Raw genomic sequence first — 18,870 nt, forward strand, 5'->3', positions numbered from 1 at the left:
GTAGTGGCCCTGCGCCGCGGCGCAGCGTAGGCGCGAAGACTTAGGCGGGGCTTAGGCGCCGTGCAGGCGCCAGGGTCACAGGACGCGGACCGCGTGCCGCTCGGCTTCGTCGTCTGCGGCAAAGGCCAGCAGGCGCAGCGCCTCTTCCTCCACGCCGCGCCGGTCGGCCACGGACCAGCGCGTGAAGGGCTCCAGCACCACGGTGGCCGCCTGCGTCGCGCGCTCGATCTTCCAGGTGCCCGCGACGAAGCCGTCGAGCAGCACCGTGCCGCGCACGATGCCGTTGACGGTGAACACGCGGGCGCGGTGCGCCTCGTCGAGCACGCGGCTGCGGTCGGCGTGCGAGAGCAGCAGGTTGTCCCATTCGGCGACCAGGCGCGGCGGTGCGGGCGTGTCGGGGTCGGGGCGCGGCGCACGCGGCAGGTCGAAGAGTTCCTGGCCCTGTTCACCGGTGAACACGCGCAGCTGCGGCTTCAATCGATCAGCTACGGCCTTCCAGCCCGTGAGGCCCGACCACGCGCCGGCATCGGCCAGCGTCGCGGGGCCGAAGGCGGCGAGGTAGCGCAGGAGCAGGTCGCCTTGCGTGGCTTCTGCGATCCCGGCGGCGGATTCACCGAGCCATGCGCCGAGCGGCTGCAGCAGCGCGTTCTGGTGCGAGTTCCAGCTGCCCGCGGGCGGCAGGTGGACCAGCGGCACGTTGTTGCGGATGAGCGCGGCGAGCGAAGCCGGCGCGTGGTCTTTCCAGCGCGTTGCAAGCGTCTGGCCGAGCGCCGTGCCGGTGAGCGGTCCATCGTCGAGCAATGCACGGCCCGCCTTCACCACGTCCGCACGGTCGACGCCTTCGAGGGCCCGCGCATGCAGGCCCGACAGGCCGCGCTGGTGCACCGGTTCGAGCAACGGCCGCCAGGCCCACGCGTCCGGGGCGGTCATCAAGTGCAGGGTCGCGCGCAGCGTCGACATGCGGACGATGCGGCGTGTTTTCAGCGCGTCGGTCAGCTGCTCGCGGCGAAAGCCTTCGAGCCGGCTCCACAGGCCGATGTAGGGCGGATTGGGCGCCTGCGCCTGCAGCCCGGCCAGCTTCTCGATGGCCTGCACGACGGTCGCCTTGCGCCGCGCCAGCAGCATCTGCCGCGCCAGCGTGGCCCGGTTCAGTGCGCGACGGCTCAGCACCGCGGCCATCATCGGCAGATTCTTAGAACTTCTCGTGCGGCGCCAGGTAGCGCCACTGCCCCACCGGCAGGTTGCCGAGCATCACCTTGCCGATGCGCACGCGCTTCAGGCCCACCACCTTGAGGCCGACCAGCTCGCACATGCGACGGATCTGGCGCTTCTTGCCTTCGGTGAGCACGAAGCGCAGCTGCTCGGGGTTCTGCCACTCGACGCGCGCCGGCTTGAGCGCCTGGCCGTCCAGGCTCAGGCCGTGCCGCAGCCGGGCCAGCATGGCGGGCGGAAACACCGCCTGCACGTTGGTGGTGACCGGGTCGTCGTCGTCCAGGCGCACCAGCTGGCCGGTGGGCGCGGGCTGGTCCAGGCCGAGGTAGGCCACGCGCACGAGGTATTCCTTGTCCATCACCGAGTCTTCGCCGATGAGCTGGCGCGCGATGCGGCCGTCTTGCGTCATCACGAGCAGGCCGGTGGAGTCGATGTCCAGCCGCCCGCAGGGCGCCAGGCCGCGCAGCTGCTGCGGGCCGAAGAAGAAGCGCGCGTTGTCTTCCACCCAGCGGTTCTGCGGCGTGAAGAGCGTGACCGCCGGCTCATGGCCGTCTTCGGCCTGCCCGCTCACGTAGCCGATGGGCTTGTTGATGAGGATCGTGACCTGGTTCGCCTGCTGGCCCTTGGCGGCCTTGTCGACCTCGATGCGGTCGTTGGGCGTGACCTTCACGCCCATCTCGGCGGGCTTGCCGTTGACACGCACCCAGCCCTGCGCGATCCAGTCGTCGGCCTCGCGGCGCGAGCACAGGCCGAGTTCGGCCATGCGTTTGTTGAGGCGCACGGGCGCGTGGGGGGAGTTAGAGGGCTCGGTCATGGGGGGGCGAATCCTAGCAAATGCGCCCTCCGAGTATCTGGCTGTTTGCCGTCAGCCGCCTGCCGCGTGGGGCAAGGAACACTTGATCGATGCGTCAGACCGGTGCTATCCTGAATTCAGGCGCAAGTTGATTGCGCCCTTTTTGGGGGATTCCCAAGTGAGCATGCCAAACACACGCAAGTTTCAGTACGCCATCGTCATCGGGCGTTTCCAGCCCGTTCATTTCGGTCACCAGCGACTCATCGAAGAAGGCCTTCGCGCCGCCGATCGGGTCATCGTGGTGGTCGGCTCCGACCGCAAGCCCCGCAGCGTCAAAGACCCCTTCACCTTCGATGAACGCGAACGCATGGTGCGCGCGTGCCTGCGCGGCACCGAGCAGATGCGCGTGAGCGTCGTCGGCGTCGGCGACTCGCCCTACAACGACCAGCTCTGGATCGCGTCGATCCAGTCTGCCGTCGAGCGGCTGATCCAGCAGGATGGCCATGTGCCCGCGGCGCAGGCCAAGGTCGCGCTGGTGGGACACCTGAAGGACAGCTCCAGCTACTACCTCAAGCTCTTCCCGCACTGGGAGTTCGTGGGCCAGCACAGCGTGGAAAGCCTCAACGCCACCGACGTGCGCAACCTCTATTTCGACCCCGAGAACCGAGGCCAGCTCGCACGCGCCGACCTGCCCGACGGCACCGCCGCCTTCCTCGACAAGTTCACCGGCACCGCCGACTATGCCGAGCTCTGCGACGAACGCGCCTTCCTCGTCGACTACCGCGACAAGTACCGCTATGCGGGCAGCGACTTTCCGCCGATCTACACCACGGTCGATGCCATCGTGGTCGAGGCGGGCCACATCCTGCTGGTGCAGCGCAAGTTCCATCCCGGCAAGGGCACGTGGGCGCTGCCCGGCGGCTTCGTCGGCCAGCACGAGCGGCTGCAGGACGCGGCCATCCGCGAGCTGAAGGAAGAAACCCGCCTCAAGGTGCCCGTGCCCGTGCTCAACGGCAGCATGAAGGCGAGCCATGTGTTCGATGCGCCCGACCGCTCGCAGCGCGGCCGCACGATCACGCACGGCTTCTTCTTCGAGCTGGCGCACAACCAGTGGACGGGCCTCTCGGATGTGCGTGCCGACGACGATGCGGCCGAGGTGCGGTGGGTGCCGATTGCCGAGTTCCTCGGCATGCCGGACCGCATCTACGAAGACCACTACTTCATCGCAAACCATTTTTTGGGTGGCCTGGGCAAGAACTGAACGACCAGGCTTTGTCAGCAAGAACGGGCTCCGGTTGACGGGGCCCACGTGAAAGGAGCTTTCACATGAACCGCAACCTCACCTCTTCGCCTTTGGGCAACAACCTGCTGCTGCGCACCGATTCCTACAAGGTGTCGCACTGGATGCAGTACCCACCCGGTACGCAGACCGTGCACAGCTACATCGAATCGCGCGGCGGGCTCTTCAGCCATTCGCTGTTCTTCGGTCTGCAGGCGTACCTGCGCGAATACCTGCAGACGCCGGTGACGCGCGACGACGTCGAGGAAGCCGCGGCAATGATGGCCGTGCACGGCGAACCCTTCAACCGCGAAGGCTGGCTGCGGCTGATCGAGAAGCACGGCGGGCTCATGCCGGTGCGCATCCGCGCCGTGCCCGAGGGCAGCGTGCTGCCGGTGCACAACGTGCTGGCCACCATCGAGAACACCGACCCCGAATTCTTCTGGGTCACGAGCTTTCTCGAAACCGAATTGCTGCGCGCCATCTGGTATCCGACCACGGTGGCCACGCTCTCGGCCGCGGCGCGCACCACGCTGCTGCGCTACCTCGAGGCAACCTGCGACGACCCGCAAGGGCAGATCGCCTTCAGGCTGCACGACTTCGGCGCGCGCGGCGTCTCGAGCCTCGAATCGGCCGCGCTCGGCGGCATGGCCCACCTGGTCAACTTCATGGGCACCGACACGTTGGCTGCACTGGTGGCGGCACGCCGTTACTACGACTGCGACGTGGCGGGCTTCTCGATCCCCGCGGCCGAGCACAGCACCATCACGGGCTGGGGCCGCGACCATGAATCCGACGCGTACAGCAACATGGTCGACCAGTTCTCCAAGCCCGGCACGACCTTCGCGGTGGTGAGCGACAGCTACGACATCTTCAATGCCTGCACGCACATCTGGGGCGACGAACTCAAGGCGAAGGTGGTGGCCTCGGGTGCGACGCTGGTGGTGCGGCCCGACTCGGGCGACCCGGCCGAAACCACGCTCAAGGTGGCGCAGATCCTGGCCGAGCGCTTCGGCACCACGACGAATGCCAAGGGCTTTCGTGTGCTGAACAACGTGCGCATCATCCAGGGCGACGGCGTCAACCTCGACTCGCTGCGCTTGTGCCTCTCGAACTTCTTTCACAACGGCTTCTCGACCGAGAACATCTCTTTCGGCATGGGTGGTGGGCTGCTTCAGCAGGTCAACCGCGACACGATGCAATGGGCGATGAAGTGCTCGGCGATGCAGGTGAATGGCGAGTGGCGCGATGTCTACAAGTCGCCGGTAGGCGACGTGAACAAGGCCTCGAAGAAGGGGCGACTTGCGCTGATTCGGAACGCACACGGCGACGTACAGACCGTGCGCGAAGAAACACTGGCGAGCGGCCAGGTCGATCTGCTGCAAACGGTGTTCGAGAACGGACGCATCGTCGCGAACACCACCTTCGATGCGATACGTGAGCGGGCGGCTGTTGGCGCGAGAGCGCTCGTCACGTCGCGGGCGCCGCTCTGAGGCGCTGACCTTTTCAGTCCAGGGCGTGTGCACAGGCCCTGCCACATGGCATGCCCATAATCCGGCGACCAGACCGCCGAATCCATGACCAAACTCTTGATCCTCAGTGTGAGCGCCGGCAACGGCCATGTGCGCGCCGCCCAGGCGCTCGAAGCCACCCTCGCCCAGTCGTTCGCGCCGCATACCGCGGTGCACGTCGACGCCATGGCCCATGTGCCGCTGGGCTTTCGCAAGGTGTACACCGACTGGTACCTCCAGCTGGTGAACCGCGCGCCCGAGCTGTGGTCGTACCTGCACCAGCGCACCGACGTCACGCCGCACCACGCGCCCTCGCAGCGGCTGCGACGCGGCATCGAGCGCCTGAGCACCGGGGCGCTGGTGCGCGAGATTCGCCGCGCCAAGCCCGATGCCGTGATCTGCACCCACTTCCTGCCGGCCGAGCTGCTGATGCGCGAGCGCAACCGGGGGCGCATCGAGTGCCCCGTGTGGCTGCAGATCACCGACTACGACCTGCACAACATGTGGCTGGTGCCGGGCATGACGGGCTACCTCGCGGCGACGGAAGAAGTCGCCTTCCGGCTGCGCGCACGCGGTATTCCGCCCGAGCGCGTGCATGTCACGGGCATCCCGGTGATGCCGGCTTTTTCCGAGCCTGATGCACCCGAGCTGGCGCACGCGGCCTGCGCTCGTGCGCTGGGGCTGGACCCCGCACGGCCGGTGCTGTTGATGGCGTCGGGTGGTGCCGGCGTGGGCGACCTGCCGAGCATGGTCGAGCGCGTGCTGGCGCTCGGCGGCGACACGCCCTTCCAGGTGATCGCGGTTGCGGGCCGCAACGCCGAGGCCCACGCCCGGCTCGAGGCGTTGTCGCAGCGTTATCCGGGCCGCGTGGTGGCGGTCGGTTTCACGAACGAGATGCACAAGATGATGGCCGCGGCCGACCTGGTCGTGACCAAGCCCGGCGGCCTCACGGTGTCGGAGTGCCTGGCGCTGGGCAAGCCGATGCTGCTGATCTCGCCGATTCCGGGGCAGGAAGAGCACAACGCCGGCTTCCTCATGGAAGAAAGCGCCGCCTGGCTGGCCTACGACGCCATCGGCCTCGATTACAAGGTGGCGCGCCTCATGGCCGACCCCGCCAAGCTCGCGGCCATGGCCGCGCGCAGCCGCGCCCTGGGCAAGCCGCAGGCCGCGCGTGCGGTGCTGCAGCGCGTGCTGGGCATTGCCGAATGAGCGGCGGCGCCGTGGAGCCGCGGCCGGGCATCGGCCGCACGCTGGTCTACCTCGCGTGGGTCGTGACGATGGCGTTCTTCTTCGCCAACGCCGAGATCCAGATCGAGGGCGGCGCCGGCTGGGCCACGTCGCTGCCCACGTGGCGCATCGAGAACAACATCTGGCTCGACCTGTTCTGGGGCGGGCGCGCGATGACGGGGTATCACGCGTGGGTGTTCACCTTCATGGCGCTTGTGTTCTTCTCGCCGCTGGCCTTCCAGGGACGCTGGACCTGGCGCGACTGGGGGCTGGCGCTCGCAGGACTCATCGTGTTCTGGGTCTGCGAAGACTTCCTGTGGTTCCTCATCAACCCGGCCTTCGGCTTCGAGAACTTCAACCCCGTGAAGGCCTTCTGGCACAAGCACTGGCTATGGGGTGCGCCGATCGACTATTGGGGCGGGCTTGCGATCGCGGCGCTCATCCTGACGGTGCGCCACTGGCGTCCGCGCGCGCGATGACAACGACAAAAACGAAGACCGCCGATCTGCGCCCCGGCCACTGGGCCGATCCGCTCGATGCCTTGCAGGTCGAGAACCTGCACCGCATCACGCCCACGCTGTACCGCAGCGCGCAGCCGCGCCGCGCGAACGTGGCGGCGTTGCAGTCGCTGGACATCCGCACCGTCGTGAGTCTGCGCTCCTTCAACGACGACCGGAAGGTGTTTGCGGGCAGCGGCATCCGGCTGGTGCGCGTGCCGATCAACACCTGGTCGATCGACGATGCCAAGGTGCTGCGCGCACTGGTCGCCATTCGCGAGGCCGAAAAGCAGGGCCCGGTGCTCATCCATTGCATGCACGGCGCGGACCGCACGGGCGTGGTGGCGGCCGTCTACCGCATGGCCGTGCAGGACTGGGACAAGGACAGCGCGCGCCAGGAGATGCTGCGCGGCGGCTATGGGTACCACACGATGTGGCGCAACATTCCGCGCTACATCGAGCGGCTCGACCCGCTGAAGATGCGTCACGCGCTGGCCCATGCCCCGGTGATTCCCGTGGTGTCCTGAAGGCGCCAGCAGGCGCGCGCACCCGCTCCTATACTGGCCGCCCCGTGGCCGATGGCCATCTTCGAACGACCTTTCACAGGGGCTTCTCCATGGCACTCCAACTGCGCTCTCTCGTCCGTTCCAACGGCGAACTCGAACTCTCCCTGCACGACGACCCGATGCCCGAACCGCAGGCCCACGAGGTGGTGATCCGCGTCGAGGCCTCGCCGATGAATCCGTCGGACCTGGGCCTGCTCTTCGGCGCCGCCGACATGAGCACTGCGGTGGCCTCCGGCACGGCCGATCGCCCCGTCGTCACGGCCATCGTGCCGGAACGCGCGCGCGCCTCGATGGCGGCGCGGCTCGACCAGTCGATGCCGGTGGGTAACGAGGGTGCGGGCGTGGTGGTCAAGGCCGGTTCGTCGCCGGCCGCGCAGGCACTGCTGGGCAAGACCGTGGCAGCCATCGGCGGCGCGATGTATTCGCAGTACCGCGCGGTGCCCGCGCAGATGTGCCTCGAACTGCCGGCGGGCACCACGCCGGCCGAAGGCGCGTCGTGCTTCGTGAACCCGCTGACCTCGCTGGGCATGGTCGAGACCATGAAGCGCGAAGGCCACAAGGCGCTGGTGCACACCGCAGCTGCGTCCAACCTGGGCCAGATGCTCAACAAGATCTGCCAGAAGGACGGCATCGACCTCGTCAACATCGTGCGCAAGCCCGAGCAGGAAGCCCTGCTGCGCAGCATCGGCGCGAAGTACGTCTGCAACGCGAGCTCGCCGGACTTCCTCGAGCAGCTGACCGACGCACTGGTCGCCACTGGCGCCACGCTCGCCTTCGACGCCACGGGCGGCGGCAAGCTCGCCGGCCAGATCCTCGGCTGCATGGAAGCGGCGCTGAACCGCACCGCCAAGGAATACAGCCGCTACGGCTCGACCACGCACAAGCAGGTCTACATCTACGGCGGCCTGGACCGCAGCCCGACCGAGTTCGTGCGCAACTTCGGCATGGCCTGGGGCATGGGCGGCTGGCTGCTGTTCCCGTTCCTGCAGAAGCTGGGCGATGAAGGCACGCAGCGGCTGCGTTCGCGCGTGGTGGCTGAATTGAAGACGACGTTTGCGAGTCACTACACGCGGGAGGTGTCTCTGGTCGAGGCGCTGCAGCTGGATGCGATCGGGGTGTATGGGAAGCAGGCGACGGGGGAGAAGTTTCTGCTGAATCCGAACAAGGGATTGGCTGGCTGATCTCCTTGGAGAGCGCCCGGCAAGCGGTGCGGCGCGGTCGGCCCCACTGTGCCGGCCGCTTCGCGGCTCCCCTGCGGTGCTCGCGTTTCGCGGGGTCTCGCAGAACTCGCCTTCGGCTCAAACAGCTGCGAGCCCTGATCCGCGAAACGCTGCGCTCCTCGGCGGCACAGAGGGGCCGCCCTCACCACACCGCCTGCCGGGCTTTGTGGGTGGTTGAAAGCCCCTTCCCTCGTTTTTTCTTTTTCTGTTTCTGTTTAGACGACCAACCGATACCCCACCGCCGTCTCCGTCAACAGATGCTTCGGCTGCGCCGGATCGGCTTCCAGCTTCTGCCGCAGATGTCCCATGTAGATGCGCAGGTAGTGGCTCTGGTCCGTGTGCGACGGGCCCCACACTTCGCGCAACAGTTGCCGCTGCGTCAGCACGCGGCCGGCGTTGGCCACCAGCACGCAGAGCAATCTGTACTCGGTCGGCGTGAGGTGCACCTCGGCACCGGCGCGGCGCACGATGCGTGCGGCGCGGTCCAGTTCGATCTCGCCGAAGCGGAACACGGCCTCTGCGGCCGGTTCATCGCCGTTGCCGCTCGCCGCACGCGGCCTGCGCAGGTTGGCGCGCACGCGGGCCAGCAGTTCGCCGGTGCCGAAGGGCTTGGTGAGGTAGTCGTCGGCGCCGGCGTCGAGCGCGGCGATCTTGTCGGCTTCGTCGGTGCGGGCCGAGAGCACGATGATCGGCACCTGCGACCAGCCGCGCACATCGCGGATCAGCGACACGCCGTCGCCGTCGGGCAGGCCCAGGTCGAGCACCAGCAGATCGGGTTGGCGCGTGCCGGCCGCCGCCAGGCCGTCGCGCAGCGTGCCGGCTTCGTGCACCTGCCAGCCTTCGGCCTCGAGCGCGCCGCGCACGAAGCGGCGGATCTGCGGCTCGTCTTCGATCACGATGGCGGTGGGGGATGGCATGGCGGGTTTCAGAGCTGGGCTTCAGCGGGTTCGGGGGGCTCGCGGCGCGGCAAGGTGACGGTGAATTCTGCACCGCCGTCGCGCGCATTGGCCGCACTGATCTCGCCGCCGTGCGCGCTCACCACGGCGCGGCAGATGGCCAGGCCGAGGCCGACGCCGGGCGTGGCGGATTCGGCCTCGCCGCGCGTGAACTTGTCGAACAGCGTCTGCTCGCGGCCGTGCAGCGCGGCGGGCAGGCCAGGGCCGTGGTCGCGCACGGTGAGAACCAGCGTGCCGGACTCGGCGCGTGCGCCCACCTCGATGGGCGCGGCGCCGTACTTGGCGGCGTTCTCCAGCAGGTTGACGAGCACGCGCTCGATGAGCACGGCGTCGAACTCGACCAGCGGCAACTCGGGGTCCCAGGCAGTCTGCACAACCATGCCGCGCAGTGCGGGGCGTGCGGCGCGGATGGCGGCGCCCACCACCTCTTCGACCGACTGCCAGTCGCGCCGCAGGTTGACCGTGCCGCCGGCCACGCCGCTTTCGAGCCGCGCCATGTCGAGCAGGTTGCTGACCAGCGCATGCAGCGCATGGGCCTGCACGACGATGGCGCGCGCGGCCTCGGTGTGTTCTTCGGGCGGCAGGGTCTGCAGCGATTCGGCCAGCGCGATGAGCGCGGTGAGCGGCGTGCGCACGTCGTGCGAGATAGCGCCGAGCAGCGCGTTGCGCAGGCGCTCCGATTCCATCTCGACCACGGCACGCTGCGCCACTTCGACGTAGTGCACGCGCTCCAGCGCGATGGCGATCTGGCGCGCGAGCGTATCCAGCTGCTGTGCCTGCTCGGGAATCAGCAGCCAGCGCGGACGGGCCGGGCACAGGGCGAGCACGCCGCGCACGCGCATCGGCGCGCGCAGCGGCACGTAGTGCCAGGGCTGCGCGGCGAGCGTGGCGGTGGCCAGGCCGGCGGGCTGGCCGTGGCGGAAGGCCCAGTCGGCCACCTGCGCGTCGAAGCCGGGCGGCGGGTCGGCGGGGGGCACGAGCTGGTCGGCCGCGTCGGTGACCAGCACGCGCGCATGGCCGCCGAAATGGGCCTGCACGGCGGCGGTGCCGAGCGCGACGACCTGGGTGCTTTCGAGGGCGGCCGAGAGTTCGCGCGTGAGCTCGAACAGCGAGCGTGCGCGGCGTTCGCGGCTGGTCGACACGCCGGCCGAAAAGCGCAGCCCGGCCGTGAGCTGGCCCACCAGCAGGCCGACGCCGAGCATGACGGCGAAGGTCAGCAGGTACTGCACGTCGCTGACCGCGAAGGACAGGCGCGGCGCGACGAAGAAGTAATCGAAGGCCGCCACGTTGAGCATCGCCGCGAGCGCCGAAGGCCCGCGCCCGAAACGCATCGCCACGCCCACCACGCCGAGCAGGAACAGCATGACGATGTTGGACAGTTCCAGCACGCCCGTCAGCGGCGTGCACAGCAGCGTGAGCGCGATGCTGGTGGCAGCGGCCCAGGCGTAGCCGGGCCAGCGGGACTGCGCGCGCTCGTCGTCTTCGTCGTCGGCACGGGCTGTGGCGAACGGCGCCTGCGACAGGCGGCGTGCGCTGTCGGCGCGGCCGACTTCGAGGATGTCGAGCGCCGGCGCCCGCTGTGCCAGTGCGCGCGCCAACGGCACCGTGGACGCGCCCCACCAGCGCCGCCAGCCGCGCACGGGCTCCGCGCGGCCGATGACCAGCGTCGCGCAGTTGAGGCGCCGCGCCTGTTCGGACAGTTGCTCCGCCACGTCGGCGCCGGTGAGCACCGCCGTGGCCGCGCCCAGTTCCTCGGCGAGCTTGAGCACGGCGAGGATGCGGTCACGCTGCGCCGCGTCGAGGCGCTGCAGCCGCGGCGTCTCGACATACGCGGCATGCCAGCGCACATTGAGCTGGCCCGCGAGCCGTGCCGCGGTGCGCACGGTCTGCGCCGCGCCCTCGTGCGGGCCGACGCAGGCCAGGATCGCGCCCGAGGTGTTCCAGGCCTGCAGCGCCGCGCCGCCCTGCCCGTTGCCGCCGGGGCCCGACTGCTCGACGCGCCAGCCGCGCACATCGTCTTCGACATGCTCGGCGGTGCGGCGCAGGGCGATCTCGCGCAGCGCGATCAGGTTGCCCTTGCGGAAGAAGTTCTGTGCGGCGCGCTCGGCCTGCTGCGGCAGGTAGACCTTGCCGGCCGCGAGCCGCGCCGTGAGTTCGTCGGGCGTGACGTCGACCAGCACCACCTCGTCGGCCTCGTCGAGCACGGTGTCGGGCACGGTCTCGTGCACGCGCACGCCGGTGATGGCGCCGACGGTGCCGTTGAGGCTTTCGAGGTGCTGCACGTTGAGCGCCGACCACACCTCGATGCCCGCGGCCAGCAGCTCCTGCACGTCCTGCCAGCGCTTGGCGTGGCGCGATCCCGGCGCGTTGGTGTGGGCCAGTTCGTCGACCAGCAGCACGGCGGGCTTGCGCGCCAGGGCTGCGTCCAAATCGAACTCGGCGAGTGTGCGGCCGCGATAAGGCAGCTCGCGCAGCGGCAGCGTGTCGAGCCCCGCGAGCAGCGCGGCGGTCTCGCTGCGGCCGTGCGTTTCGACCACGCCGATGAGCACGTCGCGCCCGGCCTCGCGCTCGCGCCGGGCGGCGCTGAGCATGGCCCAGGTCTTGCCCACGCCGGCGCTGGCGCCGAAGTAGATGCGCAGCTTGCCGCGCAGCGCGCGCGCCTCGTCGCTGCGCAGTTGCGCGAGCAGGGCGTCGGGGTCGGGGCGGGTCTCGGGCATGGCTTCTCAGGTTATCGCATCGGCGGCCCGTTCTTGCGCCGCCGCGCATGGCGACGCGCGGTGCGCGACAGCACCCACCAGGCGAAGCCCAGCGGCACGAACAGCGCCGCCATGGCCAGCAACACGTGCAACAGGTCAGAGACCATGGCGCAGGCCGCAGCGCGTGAGGTGATCGCGCCAGCTCATGAGCCGGCCGATCTCGCCCGAAGGCACGCATTCGATGAGCCGGTGCAGCACCTCGGCGTAGCGCGCGGTCGGAAAGCGGATCATCAGGCGCACGCAGGGTGCGTCGCTTTCCTGCGAGCTGCAGGCATGCAGCAGCGGCTCGCAGCGCACCACGCCGGCTTCGGCGCAGGCCGCAATGCTGCGGCGCACGCGCAGCGCGTCCGCGCAGCAGACGGTGACATCGAGCACGTGGAATTGCGTCGTGCGCGGCGCGATCGGACTTCGCACCACGCTGGGGTGTTCACGGTAGGCGGCATAGGCCATGGTTGTTTTCTCCTCAACGCACCGTCGAAGAAGCTTCAAGCGCCAGGTTCAGCGCCAGCACGTTGACGCGCGATTCGCCCAGCACGCCCCACAGCGGCTTCTGGGTGTTCTGCACGATCAGCGCATTCACCTGGTCGGGCGCCATGCCGCGTTCACGTGCCACACGGGCGGCCTGGTAGTGCGCGGCGGCAGGGCTGATGTCGGGGTCGAGCCCGCTGGCCGAGGCCGTGACGAGGTCCACCGGCACCGGTGCGGTGTTGCCCGGGTCGGCCGCGCGCAGCGCTTCGACGCGCGCCTTCACCGCGTCGGCCAGCGCGGGGTTGAGCGGGCCCTGGTTGGAGCCGCCCGAGGCGCTCGCGTTGTAGGGCTGCGGTGCAGTGGCCGACGGGCGGCCCCAGAAGTGCTTCGGGTCGCTGAAGTTCTGGCCGATGAGTTTCGAGCCGACCGTCGTGCCATCCAGCACGATCAGGCTGCCCGCCGCCTGCGACGGGAACAGTGCTTGCGCGGCGCCGGTGACGGCCGCCGGGTAGATCAGGCCGGTGAGCGCGCTCAGCAGTGCGAAGAGCACGAGCGCGGGGCGAACGATGCCGCCGCTGTTGTTGGCGTTGGTGTTGTGGCTTGTCATGGTGAAGAACTCCTCAGACGAGATGGACGGCCACGAGCAGCCAGTCGATCAACTTGATGCCGATGAAAGGAACGACCAAACCGCCCAGGCCGTAGATGGCGAGGTTGCGGCGCAGCAGCGCGGCGGCGCCCACGGGCCGGTAACGCACGCCTTTGAGTGCGAGCGGAATCAGGAACACGATGACGAGCGCGTTGAAGATCACCGCCGACAGGATGGCCGATGACGGGCTCGCAAGCCGCATCACGTTGAGCGCGCCCAGCTGCGGATACGTCGACACGAAGATCGCCGGAATGATCGCGAAGTACTTCGCCACGTCGTTCGCGATCGAGAAGGTGGTGAGCGAGCCGCGCGTCATCAAGAGCGCCTTGCCGGTCTCCACCACCTCGAGCAGCTTGGTCGGGTTGGAGTCGAGGTCGACCATGTTGCCGGCCTCTTTCGCGGCCTGCGTGCCGCTGCCCATGGCCACGGCCACGTCGGCCTGCGCGAGCGCGGGGGCGTCGTTGGTGCCGTCGCCGGTCATCGCGACCAGCCGGCCTTCGGCCTGGTACTTGCGGATGAGCGCGAGCTTGTCTTCGGGCGTGGCCTCGGCCAGGAAGTCGTCCACGCCGGCCTCGGCCGCGATGGCGGCGGCCGTGAGCTTGTTGTCGCCCGTGATCATCACGGTCTTGATGCCCATGCGGCGCAGCTCGGCAAAGCGGTCCTTGATGCCGGTCTTGACGATGTCCTTGAGCTCGACCACGCCGAGCACGCGGTTGCCTTCGGCCACGGCCAGCGGCGTGCTGCCGCGGCGTGCCGTTTCTTCGGCGGCACGCAGCATCTCGGCCGGCATGGTGCCGCCGAACGATTCGACATGGCGGCGCACCGCATCGACCGCGCCCTTGCGCAGCACGATGGCGTCGGTGTCCAGGCTGTGGGGCGCGGCCGGCAGGTCGACGCCGCTCATGCGGGTCTGCGCGGTGAAGGGCACATAGCGCACCACTTCGACGGAGGCGGCTTCCAGCCCATCGCGGCGCGCGAGCTCGACGATGCTGCGGCCCTCTGGCGTTTCATCGGCCAGCGAGGCGAGCATGGCGGCGCGTGCGAGGCGGCCCTTCGGCACGCCGGGCGCGGGCAGGAAGGCGCTGGCCTGGCGGTTGCCGTGCGTGATGGTGCCGGTCTTGTCGAGCAGCAGCACGTCGACGTCGCCGGCGGCCTCCACCGCGCGGCCCGAGGTGGCGATCACGTTGGCCTGCATCATGCGGCTCATGCCGGCCACGCCCACGGCCGAGAGCAGGCCGCCGATGGTGGTCGGGATCAGGCACACGAGCAGTGCGACCAGCGCGGTGAGCGACACCACGGTGCCCGCGCCCGCGGCCTCGACACTGAACACCGAGAACGGCAGCAGCGTGACGGTGACCATGAGGAACACGATCGTCAGTGCGACCAGCAGGATGGTCAGCGCGATCTCGTTCGGCGTCTTGTGGCGCTTGGCCGCTTCGACCATGCCGATCATGCGGTCCAGGAACGACTCGCCGGGGTTCACCGAGATGCGCACCACCAGCCAGTCGGACAGCACGCGGGTGCCGCCCGTCACCGCCGAGAAGTCGCCGCCCGACTCGCGCACCACGGGCGCCGATTCGCCGGTGATGGCGCTTTCGTCGACCGAGGCCACGCCTTCGATGACCTCGCCGTCGAGCGGAATCACGTCGCCGGCTTCCACCAGCACGACGTCGCCCTTGCGCAGGTTGGGCGCCTGCTCCGGCAGCCACGGCGCACCGTGGTGCGGCTGTTGCTGGTCCTTCAGCTTCTTGGCCCAGGTGTCCTTGCGCAGGCCGCGCAGCGACGCCGCCTGCGCCTTGCTGCGGCCTTCGGCCAGTGCTTCCGCGAAGTTGGCGAACAGCACGGTGAACCACAGCCACACGGTCACGGCCAGCACGAAGGCGGGCCGCATGCCGGTGTCGCCGGGGAAGCTCAGCGCGTGCACCCAGAGCAACGTCGTGAGAATGCTCCCGATGTAGACGATGAACATCACCGGGTTGCGCCACTGGGTGCGCGGGTTCAGCTTGGCGAAGGCGCCCCACAGCGCGGGCTTCACGAGCGCTGCATCGAACAGCGAGAGAGAGGTTTTGGTTTTGACAGTCATGGTGCGCTCCTTCTTATTTCCAGAGCACGAGGTGTTCGACGATCGGGCCTAAGGCCAGTGCCGGCACATAATTGAGCAGACCGACCAGCAGCACAGTGCCGATCAGCAGGAAGACGAACAGCGGGCCGTGCGTGGGCAGCGTGCCGCTGGTGACGGGCAGGCGCTTCTTGGCGGCCAGCGCGCCGGCAATGGCGAGCACCGGCACGATCATCGCGAAGCGCCCGAGCCACATCGCCAGGCCGAGCAGGCCGTTGTAGAACGGTGTGTTGGCCGACAGGCCGGCGAAGGCGCTGCCGTTGTTGTTGGCGGCCGAGGTCAGCGCGTACAGCACCTCGGAGAAGCCGTGCGCGCCGGGGTTGGCAATGCCGACCTTGCCCGCACCCGCGCTCACCGCCAGCGCCGTGCCCGCCAGCACCAACACTGGCGTGACCAGGATGGCGATGGAGATCAGCTTCATCTCGCGCACTTCGATCTTCTTGCCGAGGTACTCGGGCGTGCGGCCGATCATCAGGCCCGCGATGAACACCGCGAGCATGGCGAACACCAGCATGCCGTACAGGCCGCTGCCAACGCCGCCGAAGACGACCTCGCCCAGCTGCATCAGCACCAGGGGCACCATGCCGCCGATGGGCGTGAGCGAGTCGTGCATGGCGTTCACCGCGCCGCACGAGGCGGCGGTGGTCACGGCGGCGAAGAGGGCCGAGGCGTCGATGCCGAAGCGCACTTCCTTGCCTTCCATGTTCCCGCCGCTTTGCAGCGCACTGGCCATCTGGTCCACGCCCAGCGGGCCCAGCAGCGGGTTGCCGGCCTGCTCGGCGGGCGTGGCGACCAGCACCGCCACCACGAACAGCACCGTCATCGCCGCGAGCACGGCCCAGCCCTGGCGCAGGTCGCCGACCACGCGGCCGAAGGCAAAGCACAGCGCCGCCGGAATCAGGAAGATCGCCAGCATCTCCAGCAGGTTGCTGAGCGCGGTCGGGTTCTCATACGGGTGGGCCGAGTTGGCGTTGAAGAAGCCGCCGCCGTTGGTGCCGAGCATCTTGATCGCTTCCTGCGAAGCGACCGGGCCCATGGCGAGCGTCTGCGTCGGCGTGGTGGCGTCTTCCATCACAGGCGCGCCCTTGTCGTCCTTCAAAGGCTGGCCATCGGGGCCGTTCTTCGGTTGCTGGAACGCCGTGGCCTCGAGCGTCTGCACGCTCTTGTAGGCGTCGAAGTTCTGGATCACGCCCTGCCCCGCGAGGCACAGCGCGAGCACGAACGAAATCGGCACCAGCACCCACAGCGTGACGCGCGTCACGTCGGCCCAGAAGTTGCCGACCAGGCCCTTGCCGTCACCGCGGCGCGCAAAGCCGCGCACCAGTGCGAAGGCGACCGCGATGCCGGTGGCGGCAGACAGGAAGTTCTGCACCGCCAGGCCGAGCATCTGCGTGAGATAGCTCATGGTCGACTCGCCGCCGTAGCCCTGCCAATTGGTGTTGGCAACGAAGCTCACCGCCGTGTTGAAGGCCGAGTCGGGCGACACCGCGCCCATGCCCGCCGGATTGAACGGCAGCCCGCCCTGCAAGCGCTGCAGGGCATACAGAAAGATCGCGCCGATGGCGTTGAACGCGAGCAGCGCCAGCGCGTAGCGCAGCCAGTGCATCGACTGCTCGGGTTGGGTGCCCGCGAGCCGGTACAGCGGTGCTTCGATGCGCTGCATCCAGCGCGGCACGCGCTCGCCGCACAGCGCGGCCAGCAGCTTGCCCAGCGGCCAGGCCAGCACGAGCAGTGCGCCGAGAAAAAGGGCCAGCAAGACCCAGGCCGAGGTTTCCATGTCAGAACTCCTCGGCGCAGATCAGCGCGAACACCAGGTACGCGAACAGGACCACGGCGACCAGCGCGCCGAAGCCATACAAGACTTCGAGGCCGATCACGATGCATCTCCCTGCGTGCGTGTTGTTGTATCAACGCCCGCGTGCGGCTTCTGCGGCCCTTCGAGCCGGTTCAACCCGACGACCATGGCCGCCACCACGACCCACAGCGCCAGCAAGGCGCCCATCCAGACGATGTCCATTCATCACTCCTGCAAACAAGATGAGATGAGTCTCGGCAGGCGTGCGTAAAACCGGGGGAAAGAGTGGGTGAGGGGGCGTAAAGAAAGCGTAAAAACGAAGCGGCGGAAGGCTCAGCGAACCATCCAGCGCCCGTCGCCACGCCGGCTGAGGAAGTAGCCGGCGCGGGCGGTGCCCGGGTCGTCGACTGATTTTTCGTTGACGATGTCCATCTCGGCGCGCGCTATCAGCCAGGTGCCGCCCTGCTTGCCGTTGGACCATTGGAAGCGGTGGAACCGCGCATCGGAGCCGATGTAGAAGGTGTGCTGCAGCGGCGACGCGCCGTAGTTGCGGAACGCGGAGACGGGAATCTGCTGCGTCTCGCGGGCGCTGCCGCAGCCCGCCAATCCCGTCGCAACGAGAAGCGCCGCGACCGCGAAGGCCGCGACGCTGCCGCGCGAAACAAGCCGTGCGGCGCCCATGGCGAGGGTCAGCGGCCGAAGCCGCGGTTGTACGACCCCACGGCGGAGTTGTAGTAGCTCACGATGTTCTTGAACGTCGACGGGAACTTGCTGTCCTTGAACGTCCGCCATTGGCCGATCATGTTCAGCAGGCTTCCGTGCAGCGACGCATAGTTGTAGTTGGGCGCCTTGCCTTCGTCCCCCTTGGCTTTGGCCTGGGCCTTGGCTTCCTCCAGCGCCTTGGAGAGCTCTTCCAGCGAGGCCTGCAACTCGCTGGCCGCCGCATCGACCTTGGCGATGGCGTCCTTGTTTTTCAGACCGTCGACCTGATCGAGAGCGTTGACGAACTTCTTGGCCACGGCCATCGACGCCAGCGTGTGGTAGTTGAGCAGGTCGCCCTCGGCCTTGAGCTTGGCCATGCGTTCGGTACGCGACGCCTCCTGCACGCGGTCCAGCTCGCTGCCCAGCGTGTCGATGCTGGCCAGCAGGCCCTTGAAGGCGGCGTTCATGTCAGCGTCGGCCGCGCGGCCCTTGACCCACTTGTCTTCGAGAAAACTCTTGGACCTGTAGTACGGGTCCATCGGCGTCCAGATGGCGACGAGCTTCTCGCCCGTGGCCACCACGCCGTCAACGGCCGCGTCGAGCGCCGCGTCGCCCGAACCGGTGGCGCGTGCCTTCTTCAGGTCGTCCGCGATGGACTGCACATCGGAAGGGCTGCCATAGAACGAGTTTCCGCTCGGCGACTTGCCGTTCACGTTCATCTGCACGTAGCTCTTGTACTTGGCGGCGACGCTGCGGTTGTCGTCGATGAGCCGGTTGTAAGCCTGGCTGTAGGTGGTGCGGGCCGCGGCCTGCTCGCGCGCCGGGTCCTTGGCAGGCTGGGTCTTGCCTGACGCGGACGGTGACGGCGAAGGCGATGGCGGCGTGGCCTTGGTGTCGTCCTTGCAGGCCGCGAGCACGGCACAGAAGCACAGGCTCAAGGCAAACAGGCGCGTGCGCGCCGATCGGTTGTTGTGCGCGGTCATGCGCTCTCCCTCGGTTGTGGTTGTTCGGTGCCGGCCCGGCCATGCCGCATCGAAGAAGGGCATCGCGCGCAAGGGCGGCGTCGGGTGCGAAAAATGATAGCCAGCACCACCGCCTCCGCGCGTCGCAAACGCGCGAAAAG

At 68.6% G+C, this 18,870-nt stretch carries 19 protein-coding genes; 6 read left to right on the top strand and 13 right to left on the bottom strand.

The genetic code is table 11. The features are described from left to right. Window positions 1-75 precede the first annotated feature (75 nt). Together IG196_RS28610 and IG196_RS28615 are read right to left on the bottom strand one after the other, a co-directional pair. The gene (locus IG196_RS28610; protein ID WP_225616836.1) at window positions 76-1,182 is read right to left on the bottom strand and encodes a winged helix DNA-binding domain-containing protein; all 1,107 of its coding nucleotides are present in this window, start codon (window positions 1,180-1,182) and stop codon (window positions 76-78) included. Between the two features lie 10 nt (window positions 1,183-1,192). Beyond that, on the bottom strand, window positions 1,193-2,026 hold the full coding sequence (locus IG196_RS28615) for a pseudouridine synthase (RefSeq protein WP_192193980.1): 834 nt from the start codon (window positions 2,024-2,026) through the stop codon (window positions 1,193-1,195). Window positions 2,027-2,189: 163 nt separating this feature from the next. On the opposite strand from IG196_RS28615, the gene IG196_RS28620 reads away from it, so the two are divergent. The 6 genes from IG196_RS28620 to IG196_RS28645 all read left to right on the top strand — a co-directional run bounded on the left by IG196_RS28620 (window position 2,190) and on the right by IG196_RS28645 (window position 8,266). Continuing rightward, window positions 2,190-3,266 (top strand): bifunctional nicotinamide-nucleotide adenylyltransferase/Nudix hydroxylase, encoded by a 1,077-nt coding sequence (locus IG196_RS28620; RefSeq protein ID WP_192193981.1) that lies wholly within the window; start codon window positions 2,190-2,192, stop codon window positions 3,264-3,266. Between the two features lie 65 nt (window positions 3,267-3,331). After that, complete coding sequence (locus IG196_RS28625; protein WP_192193982.1) at window positions 3,332-4,777, top strand: nicotinate phosphoribosyltransferase; 1,446 nt, start codon at window positions 3,332-3,334, stop codon at window positions 4,775-4,777. Window positions 4,778-4,861: 84 nt separating this feature from the next. Next, window positions 4,862-6,004, top strand: a complete 1,143-nt coding sequence (locus tag IG196_RS28630; RefSeq protein ID WP_192193983.1) for an MGDG synthase family glycosyltransferase — start codon at window positions 4,862-4,864, stop codon at window positions 6,002-6,004. Beyond that, on the top strand, window positions 6,001-6,501 hold the full coding sequence (locus tag IG196_RS28635) for a hypothetical protein (RefSeq protein WP_192193984.1): 501 nt from the start codon (window positions 6,001-6,003) through the stop codon (window positions 6,499-6,501). The genes IG196_RS28630 and IG196_RS28635 overlap by 4 nt, the downstream gene beginning before the upstream one ends. Beyond that, on the top strand, window positions 6,498-7,046 hold the full coding sequence (locus tag IG196_RS28640) for a tyrosine-protein phosphatase (RefSeq protein WP_192193985.1): 549 nt from the start codon (window positions 6,498-6,500) through the stop codon (window positions 7,044-7,046). The genes IG196_RS28635 and IG196_RS28640 overlap by 4 nt, the downstream gene beginning before the upstream one ends. A gap of 89 nt (window positions 7,047-7,135) precedes the next feature. After that, on the top strand, window positions 7,136-8,266 hold the full coding sequence (locus tag IG196_RS28645; protein ID WP_192193986.1) for a zinc-binding dehydrogenase: 1,131 nt from the start codon (window positions 7,136-7,138) through the stop codon (window positions 8,264-8,266). Between the two features lie 254 nt (window positions 8,267-8,520). On the opposite strand, the gene kdpE is transcribed toward IG196_RS28645, so the two are convergent. The 11 genes from kdpE to IG196_RS28695 form a co-directional block, all read right to left on the bottom strand. Further along, complete coding sequence (gene kdpE, locus IG196_RS28650; protein ID WP_192193987.1) at window positions 8,521-9,222, bottom strand: two-component system response regulator KdpE; 702 nt, start codon at window positions 9,220-9,222, stop codon at window positions 8,521-8,523. A gap of 8 nt (window positions 9,223-9,230) precedes the next feature. Continuing rightward, on the bottom strand, window positions 9,231-11,978 hold the full coding sequence (locus IG196_RS28655) for a DUF4118 domain-containing protein (RefSeq protein ID WP_192193988.1): 2,748 nt from the start codon (window positions 11,976-11,978) through the stop codon (window positions 9,231-9,233). An 11-nt stretch (window positions 11,979-11,989) separates the two neighbouring features. Continuing rightward, a complete protein-coding gene (locus IG196_RS32255) occupies window positions 11,990-12,124 on the bottom strand; it encodes a hypothetical protein (protein ID WP_263864225.1) in 135 nt (44 codons plus the stop codon). Continuing rightward, window positions 12,114-12,467: a hypothetical protein gene (locus tag IG196_RS28660; protein ID WP_101491407.1), complete on the bottom strand. Its 354-nt coding sequence runs from the start codon at window positions 12,465-12,467 to the stop codon at window positions 12,114-12,116. Before IG196_RS28660 ends, IG196_RS32255 begins: the two co-directional genes overlap by 11 nt. Before the next feature lie 13 nt (window positions 12,468-12,480). Next, window positions 12,481-13,092, bottom strand: coding sequence for a potassium-transporting ATPase subunit KdpC (kdpC, locus tag IG196_RS28665; protein ID WP_192193989.1), 612 nt, complete (start codon window positions 13,090-13,092; stop codon window positions 12,481-12,483). 13 nt (window positions 13,093-13,105) lie between these two features. After that, a complete protein-coding gene (gene kdpB, locus IG196_RS28670) occupies window positions 13,106-15,214 on the bottom strand; it encodes a potassium-transporting ATPase subunit KdpB (RefSeq protein ID WP_192193990.1) in 2,109 nt (702 codons plus the stop codon). A 13-nt stretch (window positions 15,215-15,227) separates the two neighbouring features. Beyond that, window positions 15,228-17,027 (bottom strand): potassium-transporting ATPase subunit KdpA, encoded by a 1,800-nt coding sequence (gene kdpA / locus IG196_RS28675; protein ID WP_192193991.1) that lies wholly within the window; start codon window positions 17,025-17,027, stop codon window positions 15,228-15,230. A gap of 1 nt (window position 17,028) precedes the next feature. Further along, entirely contained in the window at window positions 17,029-17,127 is a 99-nt protein-coding gene (kdpF, locus tag IG196_RS28680) for a K(+)-transporting ATPase subunit F (protein WP_056576794.1), read from the bottom strand. Next, window positions 17,124-17,267, bottom strand: coding sequence for a hypothetical protein (locus tag IG196_RS28685; protein WP_192193992.1), 144 nt, complete (start codon window positions 17,265-17,267; stop codon window positions 17,124-17,126). The genes kdpF and IG196_RS28685 overlap by 4 nt, the downstream gene beginning before the upstream one ends. Window positions 17,268-17,378: 111 nt before the next feature. After that, window positions 17,379-17,726 (bottom strand): hypothetical protein, encoded by a 348-nt coding sequence (locus tag IG196_RS28690; RefSeq protein ID WP_192193993.1) that lies wholly within the window; start codon window positions 17,724-17,726, stop codon window positions 17,379-17,381. A gap of 8 nt (window positions 17,727-17,734) precedes the next feature. Continuing rightward, complete coding sequence (locus tag IG196_RS28695; RefSeq protein WP_192193994.1) at window positions 17,735-18,730, bottom strand: DUF3829 domain-containing protein; 996 nt, start codon at window positions 18,728-18,730, stop codon at window positions 17,735-17,737. Window positions 18,731-18,870: the final 140 nt, after the last annotated feature.

The organism is Variovorax sp. 38R (genome assembly GCF_014843395.1).
In the GTDB taxonomy this organism is placed as follows: Bacteria; Pseudomonadota; Gammaproteobacteria; order Burkholderiales; family Burkholderiaceae_C; genus Variovorax; species Variovorax paradoxus_H.

Coding starts and splice junctions, on each gene's coding strand:
- IG196_RS28610 (WP_225616836.1), bottom strand. CDS start 1,182: ATGATGGCCGCGGTGCTGAGCCGTCGCGCACTGAACCGGGCCACGCTG.
- IG196_RS28615 (WP_192193980.1), bottom strand. CDS start 2,026: ATGACCGAGCCCTCTAACTCCCCCCACGCGCCCGTGCGCCTCAACAAA.
- IG196_RS28620 (WP_192193981.1), top strand. CDS start 2,190: ATGCCAAACACACGCAAGTTTCAGTACGCCATCGTCATCGGGCGTTTC.
- IG196_RS28625 (WP_192193982.1), top strand. CDS start 3,332: ATGAACCGCAACCTCACCTCTTCGCCTTTGGGCAACAACCTGCTGCTG.
- IG196_RS28630 (WP_192193983.1), top strand. CDS start 4,862: ATGACCAAACTCTTGATCCTCAGTGTGAGCGCCGGCAACGGCCATGTG.
- IG196_RS28635 (WP_192193984.1), top strand. CDS start 6,001: ATGAGCGGCGGCGCCGTGGAGCCGCGGCCGGGCATCGGCCGCACGCTG.
- IG196_RS28640 (WP_192193985.1), top strand. CDS start 6,498: ATGACAACGACAAAAACGAAGACCGCCGATCTGCGCCCCGGCCACTGG.
- IG196_RS28645 (WP_192193986.1), top strand. CDS start 7,136: ATGGCACTCCAACTGCGCTCTCTCGTCCGTTCCAACGGCGAACTCGAA.
- kdpE (WP_192193987.1), bottom strand. CDS start 9,222: ATGCCATCCCCCACCGCCATCGTGATCGAAGACGAGCCGCAGATCCGC.
- IG196_RS28655 (WP_192193988.1), bottom strand. CDS start 11,978: ATGCCCGAGACCCGCCCCGACCCCGACGCCCTGCTCGCGCAACTGCGC.
- IG196_RS32255 (WP_263864225.1), bottom strand. CDS start 12,124: ATGGTCTCTGACCTGTTGCACGTGTTGCTGGCCATGGCGGCGCTGTTC.
- IG196_RS28660 (WP_101491407.1), bottom strand. CDS start 12,467: ATGGCCTATGCCGCCTACCGTGAACACCCCAGCGTGGTGCGAAGTCCG.
- kdpC (WP_192193989.1), bottom strand. CDS start 13,092: ATGACAAGCCACAACACCAACGCCAACAACAGCGGCGGCATCGTTCGC.
- kdpB (WP_192193990.1), bottom strand. CDS start 15,214: ATGACTGTCAAAACCAAAACCTCTCTCTCGCTGTTCGATGCAGCGCTC.
- kdpA (WP_192193991.1), bottom strand. CDS start 17,027: ATGGAAACCTCGGCCTGGGTCTTGCTGGCCCTTTTTCTCGGCGCACTG.
- IG196_RS28685 (WP_192193992.1), bottom strand. CDS start 17,267: ATGGACATCGTCTGGATGGGCGCCTTGCTGGCGCTGTGGGTCGTGGTG.
- IG196_RS28690 (WP_192193993.1), bottom strand. CDS start 17,726: ATGGGCGCCGCACGGCTTGTTTCGCGCGGCAGCGTCGCGGCCTTCGCG.
- IG196_RS28695 (WP_192193994.1), bottom strand. CDS start 18,730: ATGACCGCGCACAACAACCGATCGGCGCGCACGCGCCTGTTTGCCTTG.